Genomic DNA, 15,007 nt, shown 5'->3' with positions numbered 1-15,007 from the left:
CGCGCTCGCTTGGGAATAGCCGCGCCCGCCAACGCCATGCTCGGCACCAGTGAGTCCCGGTCACCTTCCCGATGACCACGGCGGCCCGCTCCGCTCCCCGCAATCAGCCGCCCGACGCCGGTCGACGCCACTGCATCAGGCGGCCACTTCGGCGCGAGCCACGCAGGCCATGAGCCCCAACGTCATGCGTACGCCGGGAGAGCGTTTCGCGCTGACACCGGACCCTCGGGAAGGCGCGGTTCAGCAGCTGCGGGGCCAGGGAGTGAACGCACCCGGGGCCTTCATCCAGTCGAAGGTGGTGACGCTCGAGTGGCCCTGCTGGGCGAGGTACTGGACTCGCTGGGCCGCTGCGGTGGGGTCGGGGTTGGTGTCGTCGAGCGCGGGGCTGACGCTCTCCGCCGAGCCCTCGACGGTGAGGTAGTGGTTGCCGCAGTACCAGGACATGTCGTAGCCGTTGCCCAGCCAATTGGCGGCCTGGGTGTCGAAGATGACGAACCAGGGACGCAGCGCGGCGGAGTAGATGCTGCGTGGGTCGCCGCTGGACGAGGGCTTGGTCATGGCCGGCCACATGGAGGCCTCCGAGAGCTTCCCGGCTGCCGAGAGGTCGGCGACGCGCTGGGCGTATTCCTGTTCGGTGGAGAGGCTGTCGAGGTCGTAGCCCGCGAGCTTGTTCTCGATGGTGCCGGTGATGGGGAAGACGATGAACTTCCCGCGGAGCTGGTTCCATGTGGGCCAGGCCCCGGCCTTGGCGGCGGCGTCCAGGGTCGGGTATGAGGTGCCGACCATGTCGGCGGGCTTGAAGAGGTTCTCGGCACCGAGATGCTTGGTGATCAACTGGTCGAGGTCGACGGGTCCCATGTTCGCCTTGCTGCGGAAGCCCCATTTCAGTTCGATCTTCAGGTAGATGGGGTCGTGGTCGGGGTGTGCGTCGCTCCAGTCCTTGAGGTCGTCGAGGCAGGTTCGCAGGCTGCCGTTAGACCATGTGGTCTTGAAGATGCCGGAGCCGGTGGTGTAGGTGCAGTTGTTGTCGTTGACCAGCGGGTCGGAATGGCTGACGATCCAGCCGCCGGTGTTGCCGTAGGTGCTGTAGGCGTCGATTTCCAGGAGGTGGGCCCCGAGGTCGAGCCCCTTGGTGATGGACTTTGACTTGCTCTGCTCGTAGGCGTTGTGCAGTCCGGACACGGATATCTGGTTCAGCGGGACGTCATTGAACGCGGATGTGTCCGCCGCGGCGGCCTTGCTCGTGGCGGACCCGGCCGTGGCGGCGTGGCTCGGCGCGGCCCAGGCCCACGGCAGGGCGAGGGTGAGCAGTGCGGCCGCACCGAGTACGCCGGTGTTGCGGCGCCATGAGCGGGTCTCCGGGGCAGAGAAGTGGGGCACGGGGGCTCCTTGTTGTGGCGGATGCGGGTGGCCGGGCGCGGTCGGTCCGCCGACTGTCGGTGGATGCGGGTGGCCGGACCGGGTCGGTCCGCCGGGTGTCGGCGGGTGCGGCGTTCAGGAGGTGCGGCGTTCGGAGAGAGCGGTGTTCGGGAGCACGGTGTTCGGGAGCGCAGTGTTCGGGGAGCGCAGTGTTCGGGGAACGTTCGGGGAACGCGGTGTTCAGGGAGCACGGTGTTCAAGGAGCGCAGTGTTCGGCGTGCGCTCCCGGGACGGGACTTCGGGCGTGGGCGCGACCACGCAGAGATCCACGTTTTGACTGGACGCGCACAACCTAAAGAGCGGCACAAGGTGGCTCAAGAGCGTGGCCGAAAGCTTTACCTGTTTCACAGCCACTGCAATCAGGCCGTACGTGGAACGTAACCCTCCGGTCAGCGCGGCAGCCCGCTCCCCCAGCCGGTGCGGGCGGTCAGTCGAGGCGGCGTACCGGCTCGCCCGCCAGGAACGCCTGGATGTCCTCCACGGCATGGCCGTAGTACGTCGCGTAGTTGGCCGTCGAGACATAGCCGAGGTGCGGGGTGGCCAGCAGCCGAGGAGCGGTGCGCACCGGGTGGCCTGAGGGCCCCGGCTCGACGTCGAAGACGTCCACACCCGCGCCCGCGATCCGGCCCTCACGCAGGGCGGCGAGCAGCGCGTCCTGGTCGATGACGGCCGAGCGCGAGGTGTTGATCAGATACGCGGTCGGCTTGAGCAGGGCGAGTTCGTCCGCGCCGAGCAGCCCGCGGGTGCGGTCGCTGAGCGCGAGGTGGATCGAGACGAAATCGCTGTTGCGCAGCAACTCCTCCTTGGAAGCCGCGAGTTCCACACCCACCTCGTCGGCGCGCTCCCTGGTGAGGTTCTGGCTCCAGGCGCTGACGCGCATCCCGAACGCCTGGCCGACGCGGGCGACCCGGCCGCCGATCTTGCCGAGCCCGAGCAGGCCCAGCACCCGGCCGTGCAGGTCGACGCCGACGGTGGACTGCCAGGGGCCGCCCTCGCGCAGCGCGTTGTTCTCGGTCACCAGGTTGCGGGCCAGCCCGAGCAGCAGCGCCCAGGTCAGTTCCACCGGCGGGGTGGAGGAGCTGGCGGTGCCGCACACGGTCACACCGGACCGCTCGGCAGCCTCGTAGTCGATGACGGAATTGCGCATGCCCGAGGCGATGAGCAGCTTCAGACGAGGCAGTCGGTCCAGCAGGGAGGCCGGGAACGGGACGCGTTCGCGCAGGGTGACAATGATGTCGAACTCTGCGAGCAGACGGGCGAGTTCATCCTCGTCCGCGATGTGCTCGCGAAATGTGACGACCTCCACCCGGTCTTCGACGGGCGCCCAGTCGGCGGACTGCCTCGCGGCGTCCTGGAAGTCGTCGAGCACGGCGCAGCGCAGTCGCATCCCGGTTGTCTCCGTGGTCGGTGCCGTCCGGGGTTCGGAGCGGCGGGTCCGAATCCCCTTATATCCGAACCCCCTGCACAGGACACATGCCGGCCGTCGGTTCGCGACGATGCCCGGGGCCGCACGCATCGTGCGGCCCCGGGCATCGTCGTGTCTCCGCGCGGCGGGCCCGGTGGAGCGCCGTGGAAGTGGAGCGGCATGGCCGCAGGTGCTGTCAGCGGCCCTGGAGGGGAAGCCCGCCGAGCAGCCGTAGGGGGCTTTGCGCTCCGTTGAGGTCGTTCGTCGTGCCCTTCACGGTGTTGAGCACCGACCCCTTGTTCTCGGTGTCCAGGCTGTCGGACTGATGCGAGAAGGGGCTCACGTCGAACGACTTCTGGCTGGTGACGCTCTCCAGGGCGCCGCCCAGGCTGGTGGGGGTGGCACCGGCGGCGTCGACGGCGAAGGCGGGGGCGGAGACACCGGCGACGGCCAGGGAACCGACGACGACAGCGGCGGCCTTGAGGGACTTCATCGTCTTCCTTTCTTCGGCGACTCATGTCGCCGGAGGGTGTGGATACGCCCTGGCTAACGAGCCCCCGGACCCGCGGAAACCCCGCATGCGGAGGATTCCTGCCGCTGTGCGGGGTTCCGGGTGCCGTGGAGGCGTCAGGTCGTCTCGCCCGACGGAATCCCCGTGATGGTCGGCATCGGCAGCGGGGGCATGGGCATGGGCGGGAGGCTGGTCGTCCCGCCGCCGGCCATGCCGGAGATGACGACCTTGACGAGGGAGGCCAGGACGTTCGCTGCTGCCGGCAGGACCCGCCTGGAGTCACCCGAGGTGACCGTCGCGATCAGCCTGTCGACCGCCCTCTGGAGGGCGGCGAGCGCGTTCTCCTGCAGGGGCGAGAGCGTGGGCGAGGGCACGTCCGCGGACGCCTTGGCGATGGCGTCCTTCACGGCCTTGCCCAGCTTGGCGGCCTGGTCCGCGGGCAACTGGCCGTTGTGTGCCTTGAGCACGGCGCTGAGCAGTTCGGTGACCGGGGGTACGACACCGCCGGCGTCGGCCAGGCCCTGAACCCGCTCCGTGAGCTCGTCGGCGCCGAGGACGGACGCCGTCACTTGAGTCCGGCCCCCGGACGGCCGGTCGGCGGCGACGGCGGGCCCGGCTGTGCCGAGCACGAGCGTGGCGCAGAGAGCGCAGGAGGCAAGGCGCCGCACAGGCAGATCACGCATGGGGGTTCCCTTCGTAGTGAGCCATTCGTGCTTGCGTTCACCGTGAAAGGGGACAAAGCGTCCTGCAACCGGGCGAACGCCCTCCGTAGCCGCGGCGCTCCGCCGTCGCGCGCGTCTTCCCTGGTGGGACACCGTTCGAACGCTTCGCGAGCCGCTCCGCCCGTTCGGGGTACACCCGGTCGGGGTACGCCCGGTCCGGCCCTGGCCCGCGACCGGAGCACCGACATGCCAACCGGCCGCCTCCGGGAGGAGAGCGGCCGGCAAAGTGTCGGCGAGGGCGTCAGCCGTTGACGCAGGAGTTGGCCGCCGCGGGGTTCAGCAGGCCGATGACGCTGACGGTGTTCCCGCAGACGTTGACCGGGACGTGGATCGGGGCCTGCACGACGTTGCCCGACAGGACACCCGGAGAGTTGTCGGCGGCACCGTTGGCGCCGCTGTCGGCGGCGGCGACGCCGGCGGCGCCCGCCACAGCCGCAGCGGCAACGGTGGTCAGGGCCAGGCTCTTCGCGATACGCGACATGGAGAGATACTCCTTGGGATCGTCACAACAGCCGGGCGGAATGCCCGACGCAGAGTCAACTGCGGGGCGCCCACCCGGGTTGCGCCTCCTTTGGAGTGATCTCTGAAGTCACTGTGCTTTACGAGTTCGGCACCGCTCGACTCTCCTCGACGCCTCCGGACGAGATCCCGCGACCCCTGAGCCGTCCGAATGTCCGGACAAAACATTGACACGGTTCCTCCGGCCCCGCTACACCTGTGGGCAGCCGGGGCGAGGAGGACCTGCCCGGCGGCGACCTCGGCGCGGAGCCCGCCGAGGAGTTCTCGGGGGCTTCCGGCTTCGTGTACGCGTTCCCGGTGTGTCCGGGTCCAGATCGCCTCCGGCGCGGGAGGCCGCTTCGCCCTGGCAGGAGCGAAGTGCGAGCGCCGACTCCCCGCCCGCCACGGCCCCGCGCCGGAGGTACCCGCCGAGGACCACCGCGGCGGTGCCGCGGCGACGGCATCGCGCCACTGCGGCACCGCGGCACCGCACCGCGGCCCGTCCGGACAAAGCGGTCGCTCGGCGCGCCGAACGCGCCGGTGTACGCCACCGGGGTCATGGCTGCCGCCCTCACCCCCGCCGGTGCGCGCGCGGAGACCCCACATGTGTCTACGTGGAGCCCGAAACCGCAGACACTGTGTCGGGCCCGCCCAAGGCGCATGCCTGGTGTGATGGACCTGTGGCCGAGACCGCGACCGGGCCGTCGGCGGTCGAGGCGCGCGAGGAGAACGACCGGCACGTCCCGACCCGACGCCGCCATCTGTGAAGGAGTACTTGGGCATGACGAAGATCGTCAACCACTGGATCGGCGGCAAGACCGTCGAAGGCGCGTCGGGCACGTACGGGCCGGTGACGGACCCGGCGACCGGCGCTGTCACCACGAAGGTCGCCTTCGCGAGCGTGGACGAGGTGGACGCGGCCGTCGCCGCGGCCAGGGACGCGTACGGGACGTGGGGCCGGTCCTCACTCGCCCAGCGCACCTCGATCCTCTTCAAGTTCCGGGCGCTGCTCGACGGGCACCGCGACGAGATCGCCGAACTGATCACCGCCGAGCACGGCAAGGTGCACAGCGACGCGCTCGGCGAGGTGGCGCGCGGCCTGGAGATCGTCGACCTGGCCTGCGGTATCAGCGTCCAGCTGAAGGGCGAGCTGTCCACGCAGGTGGCGAGCCGGGTGGACGTGGCCGCGATCCGGCAGCCGCTGGGCGTCGTCGCGGGCATCACGCCGTTCAACTTCCCGGCGATGGTCCCGATGTGGATGTTCCCGATCGCCATCGCGTGCGGCAACACCTTCGTGCTGAAGCCCTCCGAGAAGGACCCGTCGGCGCCCATGCGCCTCGCGGAGCTGCTGGCGGAGGCGGGCCTGCCGGACGGCGTCTTCAACGTCGTCCACGGCGACAAGGTGGCCGTGGACCGGCTCCTCGAACACCCGGACGTCAAGGCGGTGTCCTTCGTCGGCTCCACCCCGATCGCCCGCTACATCCACACCACCGCCTCCGCGAACGGCAAGCGCGTCCAGGCCCTGGGCGGCGCGAAGAACCACATGCTGGTCCTGCCGGACGCCGACCTGGACGCGGCCGCCGACGCGGCGGTCTCGGCGGCGTACGGCTCGGCGGGTGAGCGCTGCATGGCCATCTCGGCCGTCGTCGCCGTCGGCGCCATCGGCGACGAGCTGGTGGAGAAGATCCGCGAGCGCGCCGAGAAGATCAAGATCGGGCCCGGCGGCGACCCGTCCTCGGAGATGGGACCGCTGATCACCAAGGCGCACCGCGACAAGGTGGCCTCCTATGTGACGGGCGCGGCGGCGGAAGGCTCCGAGGTGGTCCTGGACGGCACCGGATACACCGTCGCGGGCCACGAGGACGGCCACTGGATCGGCATCTCCCTGCTCGACAAGGTGCCGACCTCGGCGAAGGCGTACCAGGACGAGATCTTCGGACCGGTGCTGTGCGTGCTGCGCGCGGAGACGTACGAGGAGGGCGTGGCCCTCATCAACGCGTCGCCGTTCGGCAACGGCACCGCGATCTTCACGCGGGACGGCGGCGCGGCCCGCCGCTTCCAGCTGGAGATCGAGGCGGGCATGGTCGGCGTCAACGTGCCGATCCCGGTGCCTGTGGGCTACCACTCCTTCGGCGGCTGGAAGGACTCGCTCTTCGGCGACCACCACATCTACGGCAACGACGGCACGCACTTCTACACCCGCGGCAAGGTCGTCACCACCCGCTGGCCCGACCCGTCCGAGGCCCCGGCGGGCGTCGACCTCGGGTTCCCGCGCAACCACTGAGCCGATGCACGGTGCCCCCGACCCGGCAGGGGCGGGGGCACCGTCATGCGCTGCTCAGCCGGACTGCTGCGCGGCGCGCCTCTTCTTGATCTCCTCGGTGACGTCGCCGGTCTGCGAGGCGGGCGGGGCCTTGATCGCGGCCGTGGCGCCGAACTTCTCGAAGTCCATCGTCACCGTCATGCTGCCGAACCGCTCCTTCAACCGGACCGGGAGATCCTTGGCGCCGACCCAGACGTCCATGGTGATCGAGTCGCTGCCGCCGGTCATCGAGCCGAAGAGGTTGCTCTGGTCGGCGTAGGCGTCCTTGTACTTGCCCATGCCCTCCTTGTCGATCACGGCCCGGTAGTGGGTCGTGCTCTGTCCGTCGACGGTCTCGCTGCCGAGGTCGTCGACGTTCTTGGCGTACTTCAGGCCCCTCATGGCAGCGGCGGGGCTGCCCGCGTCGGAGCTCCCCTGGATCGCCTGGGCGCCCTTGTCGCCGAATATCGCCGACGCCTGGATCTTCATCCACTCCTTGCCCTTGAGCGGGCCGGAGCGCTGCGGGTCGATGTCGTAGTAGTACGCGCCGTCCACGAACACCGTGCGGGTCGTGGGGGCGGCGTGCAGCTGCTCCATGTGAACGGCCTTGGTGTCCATCATGGCGTCGAAGGCCAAGCCATGGCCCCAGGAGTAGGTGCCGTCCATGGCGACCGGGCCGGTGGCCGGCATCTCGGTCACCGTCTTGACCTGGGCGGACCCCACGTTCTCGGTCCGGTCGGTCGCCCGCGTCAGCGCGGCCATGATCATGTCGGCGCTGTCGGCGGCCTTCGCGGCCGTTCTCGCGCCGTCGGCGCCGCATGCGGACGTCGCCATCAGCGCAGCCGTCGTGACCCCCACCCAGGCCGCGGTGTACCGCAGTCTCATCTGTCCCCACCCCACTGCTGTGATTCTGTTGTGGCAGCCGACTGTAGCGCGGCCCCCTGACACCGCGTCGAGCGGGAATCGGGTGAGCGACGCGCGGGCGGTGTCCGGAGTCCGGACGGAATTCGGCGAATTTCGGCGCGGAGGGTACGGTTCCCGCACTCTCGAAAGCCGCCCGCCCACCGGCCTTAACGCAACGCTAATACGCAGTGGATCGTCTTACGGCTGCGGATTCCGCAGGAAAACACCCATTGACGTATTGGTTTTCGTCGGGGTTCCATCAGCGCCGGGAGCGGACGAAGTGACGTACGACAAGAGCCGCCGGAGGCGATAGCGCTCCCGACCGTACATCTGCCACACAAGTCGATCGGAACCGCCGCATGACCGACACGCTCCGTCCTGTCGAGAACGCCGTCATCGAGATCTCGGACAGTCCCCAGAAGCTCAAGCGTTCCATCGGAGTCGTCGGCGGCACCCTGCTCACGCTGTCGTGCGTGACGCCCGCTTCCACGCTCTTCGTCGTCGTCCCCGATCTGTTCGGCTCCCTGGGCACCGCCACCGCCCTGACGATCGCCATCGGCTCGCTTCTGTGCATCGCCGTGGCGTTCTGCTACTCGGAGCTCGGCACGCTGATCCCCAGCGCCGGCGGCGAGTACGCCATGGTCTCGACACTGGCCGGGCGGCTTGCGGGCTGGCTGGTGTTCGTCCTGTCGCTGCTGGTCGTCATGATCGTCCCGCCGGTGATCGCGATGGGCACGGCGGACTACCTCGCGCCGGTCGTGCACCTGGACCCGGCGATGACGGGCGCCGGGGTCATGCTCCTCTCCACCCTCGCCGGCCTGCTCGATCTGCGGGCCAACGCATGGATCACCGGCATCTTCCTGGTCCTGGAGGTCGTGGCGGCGGGGGTCGTCGCGGTCCTCGGCTTCTCCCACGGCCAGCGCGGCGCCGGCAGCCTCGTCTCGATGCAGGTGGCCGGCTCCGGCGGCCACGCGGACACCGTGACGGCCATGATGGTGGTCTCCGGGCTCGCCATCGCCCTCTTCGTCACCCAGGGCTTCTCGACCGCCGTCTACCTCTCCGAGGAACTGGAGCACCCGCGCCGCAACGTGGCCCGCACGGTCCTCGCCACCCTCGCCATATCCTCGGTCGTCATCCTGGTCCCGGTCGTCGCGATCACGATGGGCGCCCCCGACCTCAAGGCACTGACCGGCGGCGACATCAGCAGCATGGTCACCGCCTGGTCCGACTCGGCCGTCGGCACCTTCGTCAGCCTCTGCGTGGCCCTCGCGATCATCAACGCGGGCATCGTCATGGTGATCCAGAACTCCCGTGTGCTCTTCGCCTCGGCCCGCGACAAGGCGTGGCCCGAGCCGGTGAACAACGCCCTGTCCAGGCTGGGCCGTTTCGGTTCCCCGTGGGTCGCCACCCTGCTGGTCGGCGTCCCCGGCGCGCTGCTGTGCTTCGTCAACCTGGACACGCTGTACGGCGTCACGGGTGTCTCGGTGACGGGCATGTACCTGCTGGTCGCGGTGGCAGCCCTGCTGGCCCGGCGCGGCCGGCACGCGACGACCCCGGCGTGGCGGATGCCGCTGTGGCCCACGGTGCCCGGCCTGCTGATCGTGGTCCTCGGCTACGTCCTCGCCCAGCAGGACACGAGCTATCTGCTGTGGACGGGCGGCATCATGGCCGTCGCCACGCTGTACTGGCTCCTCTACCTCCGTCCGCGCCGCGACACCCGCTGGCTGGTGTCGATCCCGGAGGACGCGCAGGCCTGAGCCCGCACCCCGAACTCCACGCCGCCACCGCTCAGATCCCCTCGCCCTCGCCGCCCGCACCCCGACGGGCGGCGAGGGCGAGGCCGTTCCCGGCGTCGGCCGGTGCCCGGATGCCCTGCGGCCCGCTCCGCGGTCCGGCGCGACCGGCGGGCGGGCGTCTTATGGGGGCCGCCTCGGCGGATGTCGTGGCCGGCGAATCCGCACGGGCGTTCGTACCACGCCTGCGGTACGGCGCGTCGGTCCCGTACACCCCTGGGAGGTGCCGGAGTTCAGCCGGGCGGCTGCTCCGGTTGTCGGTGGCGGCCTTTACCGTTGAGCCATGGATCTTCGACTGCCCGCAGTCCGGGGGCTGCGCCGAGGGGCCGTGGCCGCCGTGGCCGCGGTCGTCCTCGCACTGGCCGGTGTCGGGACATGGACGGCCGTCGCCTCGGACGACGCGCCGGCCGTGCGCCGCACCGACAGGGTCATGGACATGGGCGGCGGGGTGCGGATCGACACGTCGTACTTCACCTCCGCATCCGGTGGCCGCCGCCCGGCCGTCCTGCTGGCGCACGGCTTCGGCGGCAGCAAGGACGAAGTCAAGGGCCAGGCCGAGGACCTCGCACGCGACGGGTACGCGGTGCTGACCTGGTCGGCGCGCGGCTTCGGCAGGTCCACGGGGAAGATCGGGCTGAACGACCCCAAGGGCGAGGTCACCGATGTCTCGAAGCTGATCGACTGGCTGGCGAAGCGCCCCGAGGTCGAGCTCGACCGTCCCGGCGACCCGCGCGTGGGCGTCGCGGGCGCCTCGTACGGCGGGGCGATCGCGCTGCTGGCCGCCGGGTACGACCACCGGGTGGACGCGATCGCCCCCGCGATCACGTACTGGAACCTGGCGGACGCCCTGTTCCCGGACGACGTGTTCAAGAAGCTGTGGGCCGGCGTCTTCATCAACTCCGGCGGGGGCTGCGAGCGGTTCACCCCCGAGCTGTGCCAGATGTACAACCGGGTCGCCGAGTCCGGGCAGCCGGACGCACGGGCGCGCGCCCTGCTCGAGGAGCGCTCACCGTCCGCCGTCGGCAAGGACATCAAGGTGCCCACGCTTCTTGTGCAGGGGCAGTCGGATTCGCTCTTCCCGCTCGGCCAGGCGGACGAGGCGGCCAGGGCGATCAGAGTGGGCGGCGCGCCCGTGGACGTCGACTGGATCGCGGGCGGGCACGACGGCGGGGACTTGGAGACGGACCGCGTCCAGGCCCGTGTCACGGCGTGGTTCGACCACTATCTCAAGGACGAGAAGGAGGTCGGCACCGGTCCCGCCTTCCGGATCTCCCGCACCGGGGGCATCGACTCCACCAACGGCACGGCCCTCCTGCGGGGCGCGAGCGGCAACGTGTACCCCGGCTTGGAGAGCGGGCCGCGAAGGGTGGCGCTCAGCGGTCCGAAACAGCGTTTCGCGAACCCGGCGGGCGCGAACCCGCCCGCGGTCTCCGCGCTGCCCGGCCTCGGCGGCGCGGGCGGCCTGTCCCAGCTGTCGTCACTGGGCATCGGGGTGTCGCTGGACTTCCCGGGCCAGTACGCGCACTTCGACTCGCGGCCCTTGCCCGGCAACGTGTGGATCACCGGCTCCCCGACGGTGACGGTCCATGTGAACTCCACCAGCGACGACACGGTTCTCTTCGGAAAGGTGTACGACGTCGGCCCCCGCGGCACCCGGCCGGTGCTGCCGTCCCAACTGGTCGCGCCCGTCCGGGTGACGGGGACCAAGGGCGAGGGCAAGGACGTCGCGCTGACCCTCCCCGCCATCGACCACGAGGTGCAGAAGGGCCACCGGCTCCGTCTGGTCCTCGCCTCGACGGACCTCGGCTACGCCTCCCCGGCGGCGCCCGCCACCTACACGGTGTCCCTGAAGAGCGCCCTCGAGGTACCGACCGCGCGGGGTGTGACGACCGCGGCGGCCCCGCTTCCCTCCTGGGTGTGGTGGCTTCCCCTGGCCGGAGCGCTGCTCGCCCTGGCCCTGCTGGCGACGGGCCGCCGCCGTACGACGGCACCGGCGCCCGATCCGGCGCTGGCCGCGGTGCCCTTGCAGATCACGGACCTGAGCAAGCGGTACGCGAAGTCGGCGGACCGCTACGCGGTGCGTGAGCTGTCCTTCCGTGTGGAGCGGGGCCAGGTGCTGGGCCTGCTCGGGCCGAACGGCGCGGGCAAGACGACGACGCTGCGCATGCTGATGGGCCTGATCAAGCCGGACGACGGCGAGATCCGGGTCTTCGGCCATGCGGTCCGCCCGGGTGCCCCCGTGCTGTCCCGGGTCGGGGCCTTCGTGGAGGGCGCGGGTTTCCTGCCGCACCTGTCCGGCCTGGAGAACCTGGAGCTGTACTGGCAGGCGACGGGACGCCCGCCCGAGGACGCCCATCTGGACGAGGCGCTGGAGATCGCCGGACTGGGCGACGCGCTGGCCCGCGCGGTGCGCACGTACTCACAGGGCATGCGCCAGCGCCTCGCCATCGCCCAGGCGATGCTCGGCCTTCCGGACCTGCTGATCCTCGACGAGCCGACCAACGGGCTCGACCCGCCGCAGATCCGGGAGATGCGCGAGGTCATGATCCGGTACGCGGCGGCGGGCCGCACGGTGATCGTCTCCAGCCATCTGCTGGCCGAGGTCGAGCAGTCGTGCACCCATCTGGTGGTCATGGACCGCGGGCGACTGGTGCAGGCGGGCCCCGTGGACGAGATCGTGGGTTCCGGTGACACTCTGCTCGTCGGGCTGGCGACCGACATCGCCGACCCGCTGGTGGAGAAGGTGGCCGCGCTGCCCTCGGTCGCTTCGGCGGTACGGACGGAGGGCGGGCTCCTCGTGCGCCTGGCACCGGCTGCGGAACCGGCAACGTCCCCGGCGTCTCCCGGGAGCACCGCGGAGCCGGCCGTGGCGTCCGGGTCCGCTGCCGCGGCCCGCCTTCTGGTCGAACTCGTACGGCTGGACGTTCCGGTCGCGTCGCTCGGCCCACACCGGCGTCTCGAAGACGCATTCCTCACGCTGATCGGAGATTCCGCATGAGCGCGCTCGCCGATCGGGCGGAGACGGCGGACGGGTACCGGCCCCTGCGGACACTGCCGCTGCGCGTCGAGTTCGTCCGGCAGTTGAAGCGGCGCCGTACGCTCGTCATGGGCGCGATCCTGACCCTGCTCCCGTTCGTCCTGCTCATCGCCTTCGCCATCGGCGGGAATCCGGGCGACCGAAGCGGCCGGGTCACCCTGATGGACACGGCGACCGCCTCGGGCGCCAACTTCGCCGCGGTGAACCTCTTTGTCTCCGCCGGCTTCCTGCTGGTCATCCCGGTGGCCCTGTTCTGCGGTGACACCGTCGCCTCCGAGGCGAACTGGTCCTCGCTGCGCTATCTGCTGGCGGCGCCCGTTCCCCGCGCCCGTCTGCTGTGGTCCAAGCTCATGGTGGGACTCGGGATGAGCCTGGCGGCCATGGTGCTGCTGCCGGTCGTCGCGCTCGCGGTCGGCACGGCGGCCTACGGCTGGGGACCACTGCAGATACCGACCGGCGGTTCCCTCCCGGCGGCCACGGCCGCCCAGCGGCTCGCGGTCGTCGTGGCGTACATCTTTGTGTCCCAACTGGTCACCGCGGGGCTGGCGTTCTGGCTGTCGACGAAGACGGACGCACCGCTCGGTGCCGTGGGCGGTGCGGTCGGCCTCACCATCGTGGGGAATGTGCTGGACGCGGTCACCGCCCTCGGTCAATGGCGCGCGTTCTTCCCGGCGCACTGGCAATTCGCCTGGGCCGACGCCGTACAGCCCCACCCGGAGTGGGCCGGCATGATCCAGGGCACGGCGATTTCCACGACGTACGCACTCGTGCTGTTCGCCCTGGCCTTCCGCGGCTTCGCGCGCAAGGACGTCCTGTCCTAGGGCGCATGACTGAAGTCCGGTCGGCGCCGCGGCACCGCGGCGCCGCGCCCGGCAATGGGGCGGGGGCGGGGACCGTGGTGTCGCGTCGTCAGGAGGGCCCCGGCCCGCGCCGATGAGCGCCGCACATTTCGCCGCCGGGATGGCGGCTGAGGCGCCTCGGACGAGGCACCGCGGGCCGCCCTCGCGGCCGTTCGAACCGTCACCCGCACCGATGCTCCTGTGCGCTTTCCTTATGAATTCAGGGGTGGCATTCGGGTGAAATACGCGGCATATCGATTACCGGAGTTGCTTCGGCCGCCCATTCCTCGTTTCACAGTGTGCAGGTCGTGCGGCGAGCTGATCACGCCGCGCTCGCTCGGCTTCTGCCGTCACAGGGGCACGACCGCACAGAAGGGAAACTTACGTGAAGCACAAGAAGAGCGCCGCGGTTGTCGCCGGCGCCATCATGACCCTGGGAATGGCCGCCCCGGCCATGGCCGACTCGGGTGCCGAGGGCTCGGCGCTCAACTCCCCCGGCGTCCTTTCCGGGAATCTCATCCAGGTTCCCGTGCACGTGCCCATCAACGCGTGCGGCAACACGGTCAGCGTGGTCGGCCTCTTGAACCCGGCCTTCGGGAACACCTGCGCGAACGGCTGACATCACGGTCACCGCGGCTGATGCATCGTTCATCGGCCGTTCGGCCGTGTCAGGGCCGGCCTTGGACTGCACTCCACGGTTCCGGGGCCGGCCTTCCCCCTTCTCCTACCTCTACCAGCAGGAAGACAACTAGATTGCGACAGACCCTGAGCAGGGGAATGGTCGCGGCAGCCGCCGCGACGGGCATCCTGTCCCTGTGCGGCAGCCCGGTGTTCGCGGACTCGAACGCCGACGGTTCCGCGGCCGGATCGCCGGGCGTCGCCTCCGGCAACACCATCCAGGTCCCCCTGGACGTCCCGATCAACCTCTGCGGCAACACGATCAACGTGCTCGGCGCCTTGAACCCGGCGTCCGGCAACGCCTGCGCCAACGGCGCGGCCCTGCGGACACCCCCTGGCACCACCGGTGCCGGCACCCCTGACAACCCGGGGACCCCCGACACGCCTGGCACCGCTGACACTCCGTGCCCTCCCGACACGCCTGGCACCCCTGACACTCCGGGGACCCCCGACACCCCGGGAACGCCCAGCACCCCGTCAACGCCCAGCACCCCGTCAACGCCCAGCACCCCGGCAACGCCCAGCACCCCGGCAACGCCCAGCACCCCGACCACCTCGCACCCGACGAGCGGCGGAACCGTGCACCAGGCGGGCACGCCCCACACGGCGCCGCCCGCGCTGGCCGAGACCGGCAGCGAGGGTGTGCTCGCGGCCTCGGCGGTCAGCGTCGCGATGCTGGCCGGCGGGCTTGTGCTGTACCGGCGCGGCCGGGCCACGTCGCAGCGCTGACGCATCGGGTGCCGGGCGCTGCGTTCGTCCGGCACCCCTGCCCTGCCCCGCGCCTCCCCTTCGGTTCGCGGCCCGGGGTGGCACCCACTCGAGTGGGTCCACCGGCTGTCCGGCCGCGCCCCCGACAACCGCCTGGTGCACTTCACCAAGCCGGACGAGGAGGTGTCCAAC

Annotated in this window: 12 protein-coding genes and 1 pseudogene; 7 read left to right on the top strand and 6 right to left on the bottom strand. The window is 70.7% G+C overall.

What is annotated here, in order from left to right; all coding sequences use genetic code 11:
- Positions 1–240 precede the first annotated feature (240 nt).
- The 5 genes from ABZ845_RS21695 to ABZ845_RS21675 form a co-directional block, all read right to left on the bottom strand.
- A complete protein-coding gene (locus ABZ845_RS21695; protein ID WP_360982075.1) occupies positions 241–1,380 on the bottom strand; it encodes a Ca2+-dependent phosphoinositide-specific phospholipase C in 1,140 nt (379 codons plus the stop codon).
- Positions 1,381–1,846: 466 nt separating this feature from the next.
- Positions 1,847–2,806, bottom strand: coding sequence for a D-2-hydroxyacid dehydrogenase family protein (locus ABZ845_RS21690; protein ID WP_360982073.1), 960 nt, complete (start codon positions 2,804–2,806; stop codon positions 1,847–1,849).
- Between the two features lie 214 nt (positions 2,807–3,020).
- Entirely contained in the window at positions 3,021–3,317 is a 297-nt protein-coding gene (locus ABZ845_RS21685) for a hypothetical protein (RefSeq protein WP_360982071.1), read from the bottom strand.
- 134 nt (positions 3,318–3,451) lie between these two features.
- Positions 3,452–4,018, bottom strand: a complete 567-nt coding sequence (locus tag ABZ845_RS21680; protein WP_360982069.1) for a hypothetical protein — start codon at positions 4,016–4,018, stop codon at positions 3,452–3,454.
- Between the two features lie 280 nt (positions 4,019–4,298).
- Entirely contained in the window at positions 4,299–4,538 is a 240-nt protein-coding gene (locus ABZ845_RS21675) for a chaplin (RefSeq protein ID WP_360982067.1), read from the bottom strand.
- A 342-nt stretch (positions 4,539–4,880) separates the two neighbouring features.
- On the opposite strand from ABZ845_RS21675, the pseudogene ABZ845_RS21670 reads away from it, so the two are divergent.
- Positions 4,881–4,988 (top strand): annotated as a pseudogene (locus ABZ845_RS21670) (5-deoxy-glucuronate isomerase); the annotation flags it as partial.
- A 348-nt stretch (positions 4,989–5,336) separates the two neighbouring features.
- Complete coding sequence (gene mmsA, locus ABZ845_RS21665; protein ID WP_360982065.1) at positions 5,337–6,839, top strand: CoA-acylating methylmalonate-semialdehyde dehydrogenase; 1,503 nt, start codon at positions 5,337–5,339, stop codon at positions 6,837–6,839.
- A gap of 54 nt (positions 6,840–6,893) precedes the next feature.
- On the opposite strand, the gene ABZ845_RS21660 is transcribed toward mmsA, so the two are convergent.
- Positions 6,894–7,742: a hypothetical protein gene (locus ABZ845_RS21660; RefSeq protein ID WP_360982063.1), complete on the bottom strand. Its 849-nt coding sequence runs from the start codon at positions 7,740–7,742 to the stop codon at positions 6,894–6,896.
- A gap of 377 nt (positions 7,743–8,119) precedes the next feature.
- On the opposite strand from ABZ845_RS21660, the gene ABZ845_RS21655 reads away from it, so the two are divergent.
- From ABZ845_RS21655 to ABZ845_RS21635, 5 genes are all read left to right on the top strand, one after another.
- Entirely contained in the window at positions 8,120–9,517 is a 1,398-nt protein-coding gene (locus ABZ845_RS21655; protein ID WP_360982061.1) for an APC family permease, read from the top strand.
- 319 nt (positions 9,518–9,836) lie between these two features.
- Positions 9,837–12,551, top strand: coding sequence for an alpha/beta fold hydrolase (locus ABZ845_RS21650; RefSeq protein WP_360982059.1), 2,715 nt, complete (start codon positions 9,837–9,839; stop codon positions 12,549–12,551).
- A complete protein-coding gene (locus tag ABZ845_RS21645; RefSeq protein WP_360982057.1) occupies positions 12,548–13,411 on the top strand; it encodes an ABC transporter permease in 864 nt (287 codons plus the stop codon). Before ABZ845_RS21650 ends, ABZ845_RS21645 begins: the two co-directional genes overlap by 4 nt.
- Positions 13,412–13,856: 445 nt before the next feature.
- The gene (locus tag ABZ845_RS21640; RefSeq protein ID WP_360982104.1) at positions 13,857–14,048 is read left to right on the top strand and encodes a chaplin; all 192 of its coding nucleotides are present in this window, start codon (positions 13,857–13,859) and stop codon (positions 14,046–14,048) included.
- A gap of 134 nt (positions 14,049–14,182) precedes the next feature.
- Positions 14,183–14,836: a chaplin gene (locus tag ABZ845_RS21635; RefSeq protein ID WP_360982055.1), complete on the top strand. Its 654-nt coding sequence runs from the start codon at positions 14,183–14,185 to the stop codon at positions 14,834–14,836.
- The last annotated feature ends 171 nt before the right edge of the window (positions 14,837–15,007 follow it).

It is taken from the genome of Streptomyces sp. NPDC047022, from assembly GCF_040644155.1.
Taxonomy (GTDB): Bacteria; Actinomycetota; Actinomycetes; order Streptomycetales; family Streptomycetaceae; genus Streptomyces.
The sequence above is the reverse complement of the archived record's forward strand: the minus strand, read 5'-3'. Positions and strand labels throughout refer to the sequence as shown.

Excerpts from the sequence above, each read along its gene's own strand:
- ABZ845_RS21685 (WP_360982071.1), bottom strand. The coding sequence starts at position 3,317 with ATGAAGTCCCTCAAGGCCGCCGCTGTCGTCGTCGGTTCCCTGGCCGTC.
- ABZ845_RS21690 (WP_360982073.1), bottom strand. The coding sequence starts at position 2,806 with ATGCGACTGCGCTGCGCCGTGCTCGACGACTTCCAGGACGCCGCGAGG.
- ABZ845_RS21645 (WP_360982057.1), top strand. The coding sequence starts at position 12,548 with ATGAGCGCGCTCGCCGATCGGGCGGAGACGGCGGACGGGTACCGGCCC.
- ABZ845_RS21650 (WP_360982059.1), top strand. The coding sequence starts at position 9,837 with ATGGATCTTCGACTGCCCGCAGTCCGGGGGCTGCGCCGAGGGGCCGTG.
- ABZ845_RS21640 (WP_360982104.1), top strand. The coding sequence starts at position 13,857 with ATGACCCTGGGAATGGCCGCCCCGGCCATGGCCGACTCGGGTGCCGAG.
- ABZ845_RS21655 (WP_360982061.1), top strand. The coding sequence starts at position 8,120 with ATGACCGACACGCTCCGTCCTGTCGAGAACGCCGTCATCGAGATCTCG.
- ABZ845_RS21660 (WP_360982063.1), bottom strand. The coding sequence starts at position 7,742 with ATGAGACTGCGGTACACCGCGGCCTGGGTGGGGGTCACGACGGCTGCG.
- mmsA (WP_360982065.1), top strand. The coding sequence starts at position 5,337 with ATGACGAAGATCGTCAACCACTGGATCGGCGGCAAGACCGTCGAAGGC.
- ABZ845_RS21675 (WP_360982067.1), bottom strand. The coding sequence starts at position 4,538 with ATGTCGCGTATCGCGAAGAGCCTGGCCCTGACCACCGTTGCCGCTGCG.
- ABZ845_RS21680 (WP_360982069.1), bottom strand. The coding sequence starts at position 4,018 with ATGCGTGATCTGCCTGTGCGGCGCCTTGCCTCCTGCGCTCTCTGCGCC.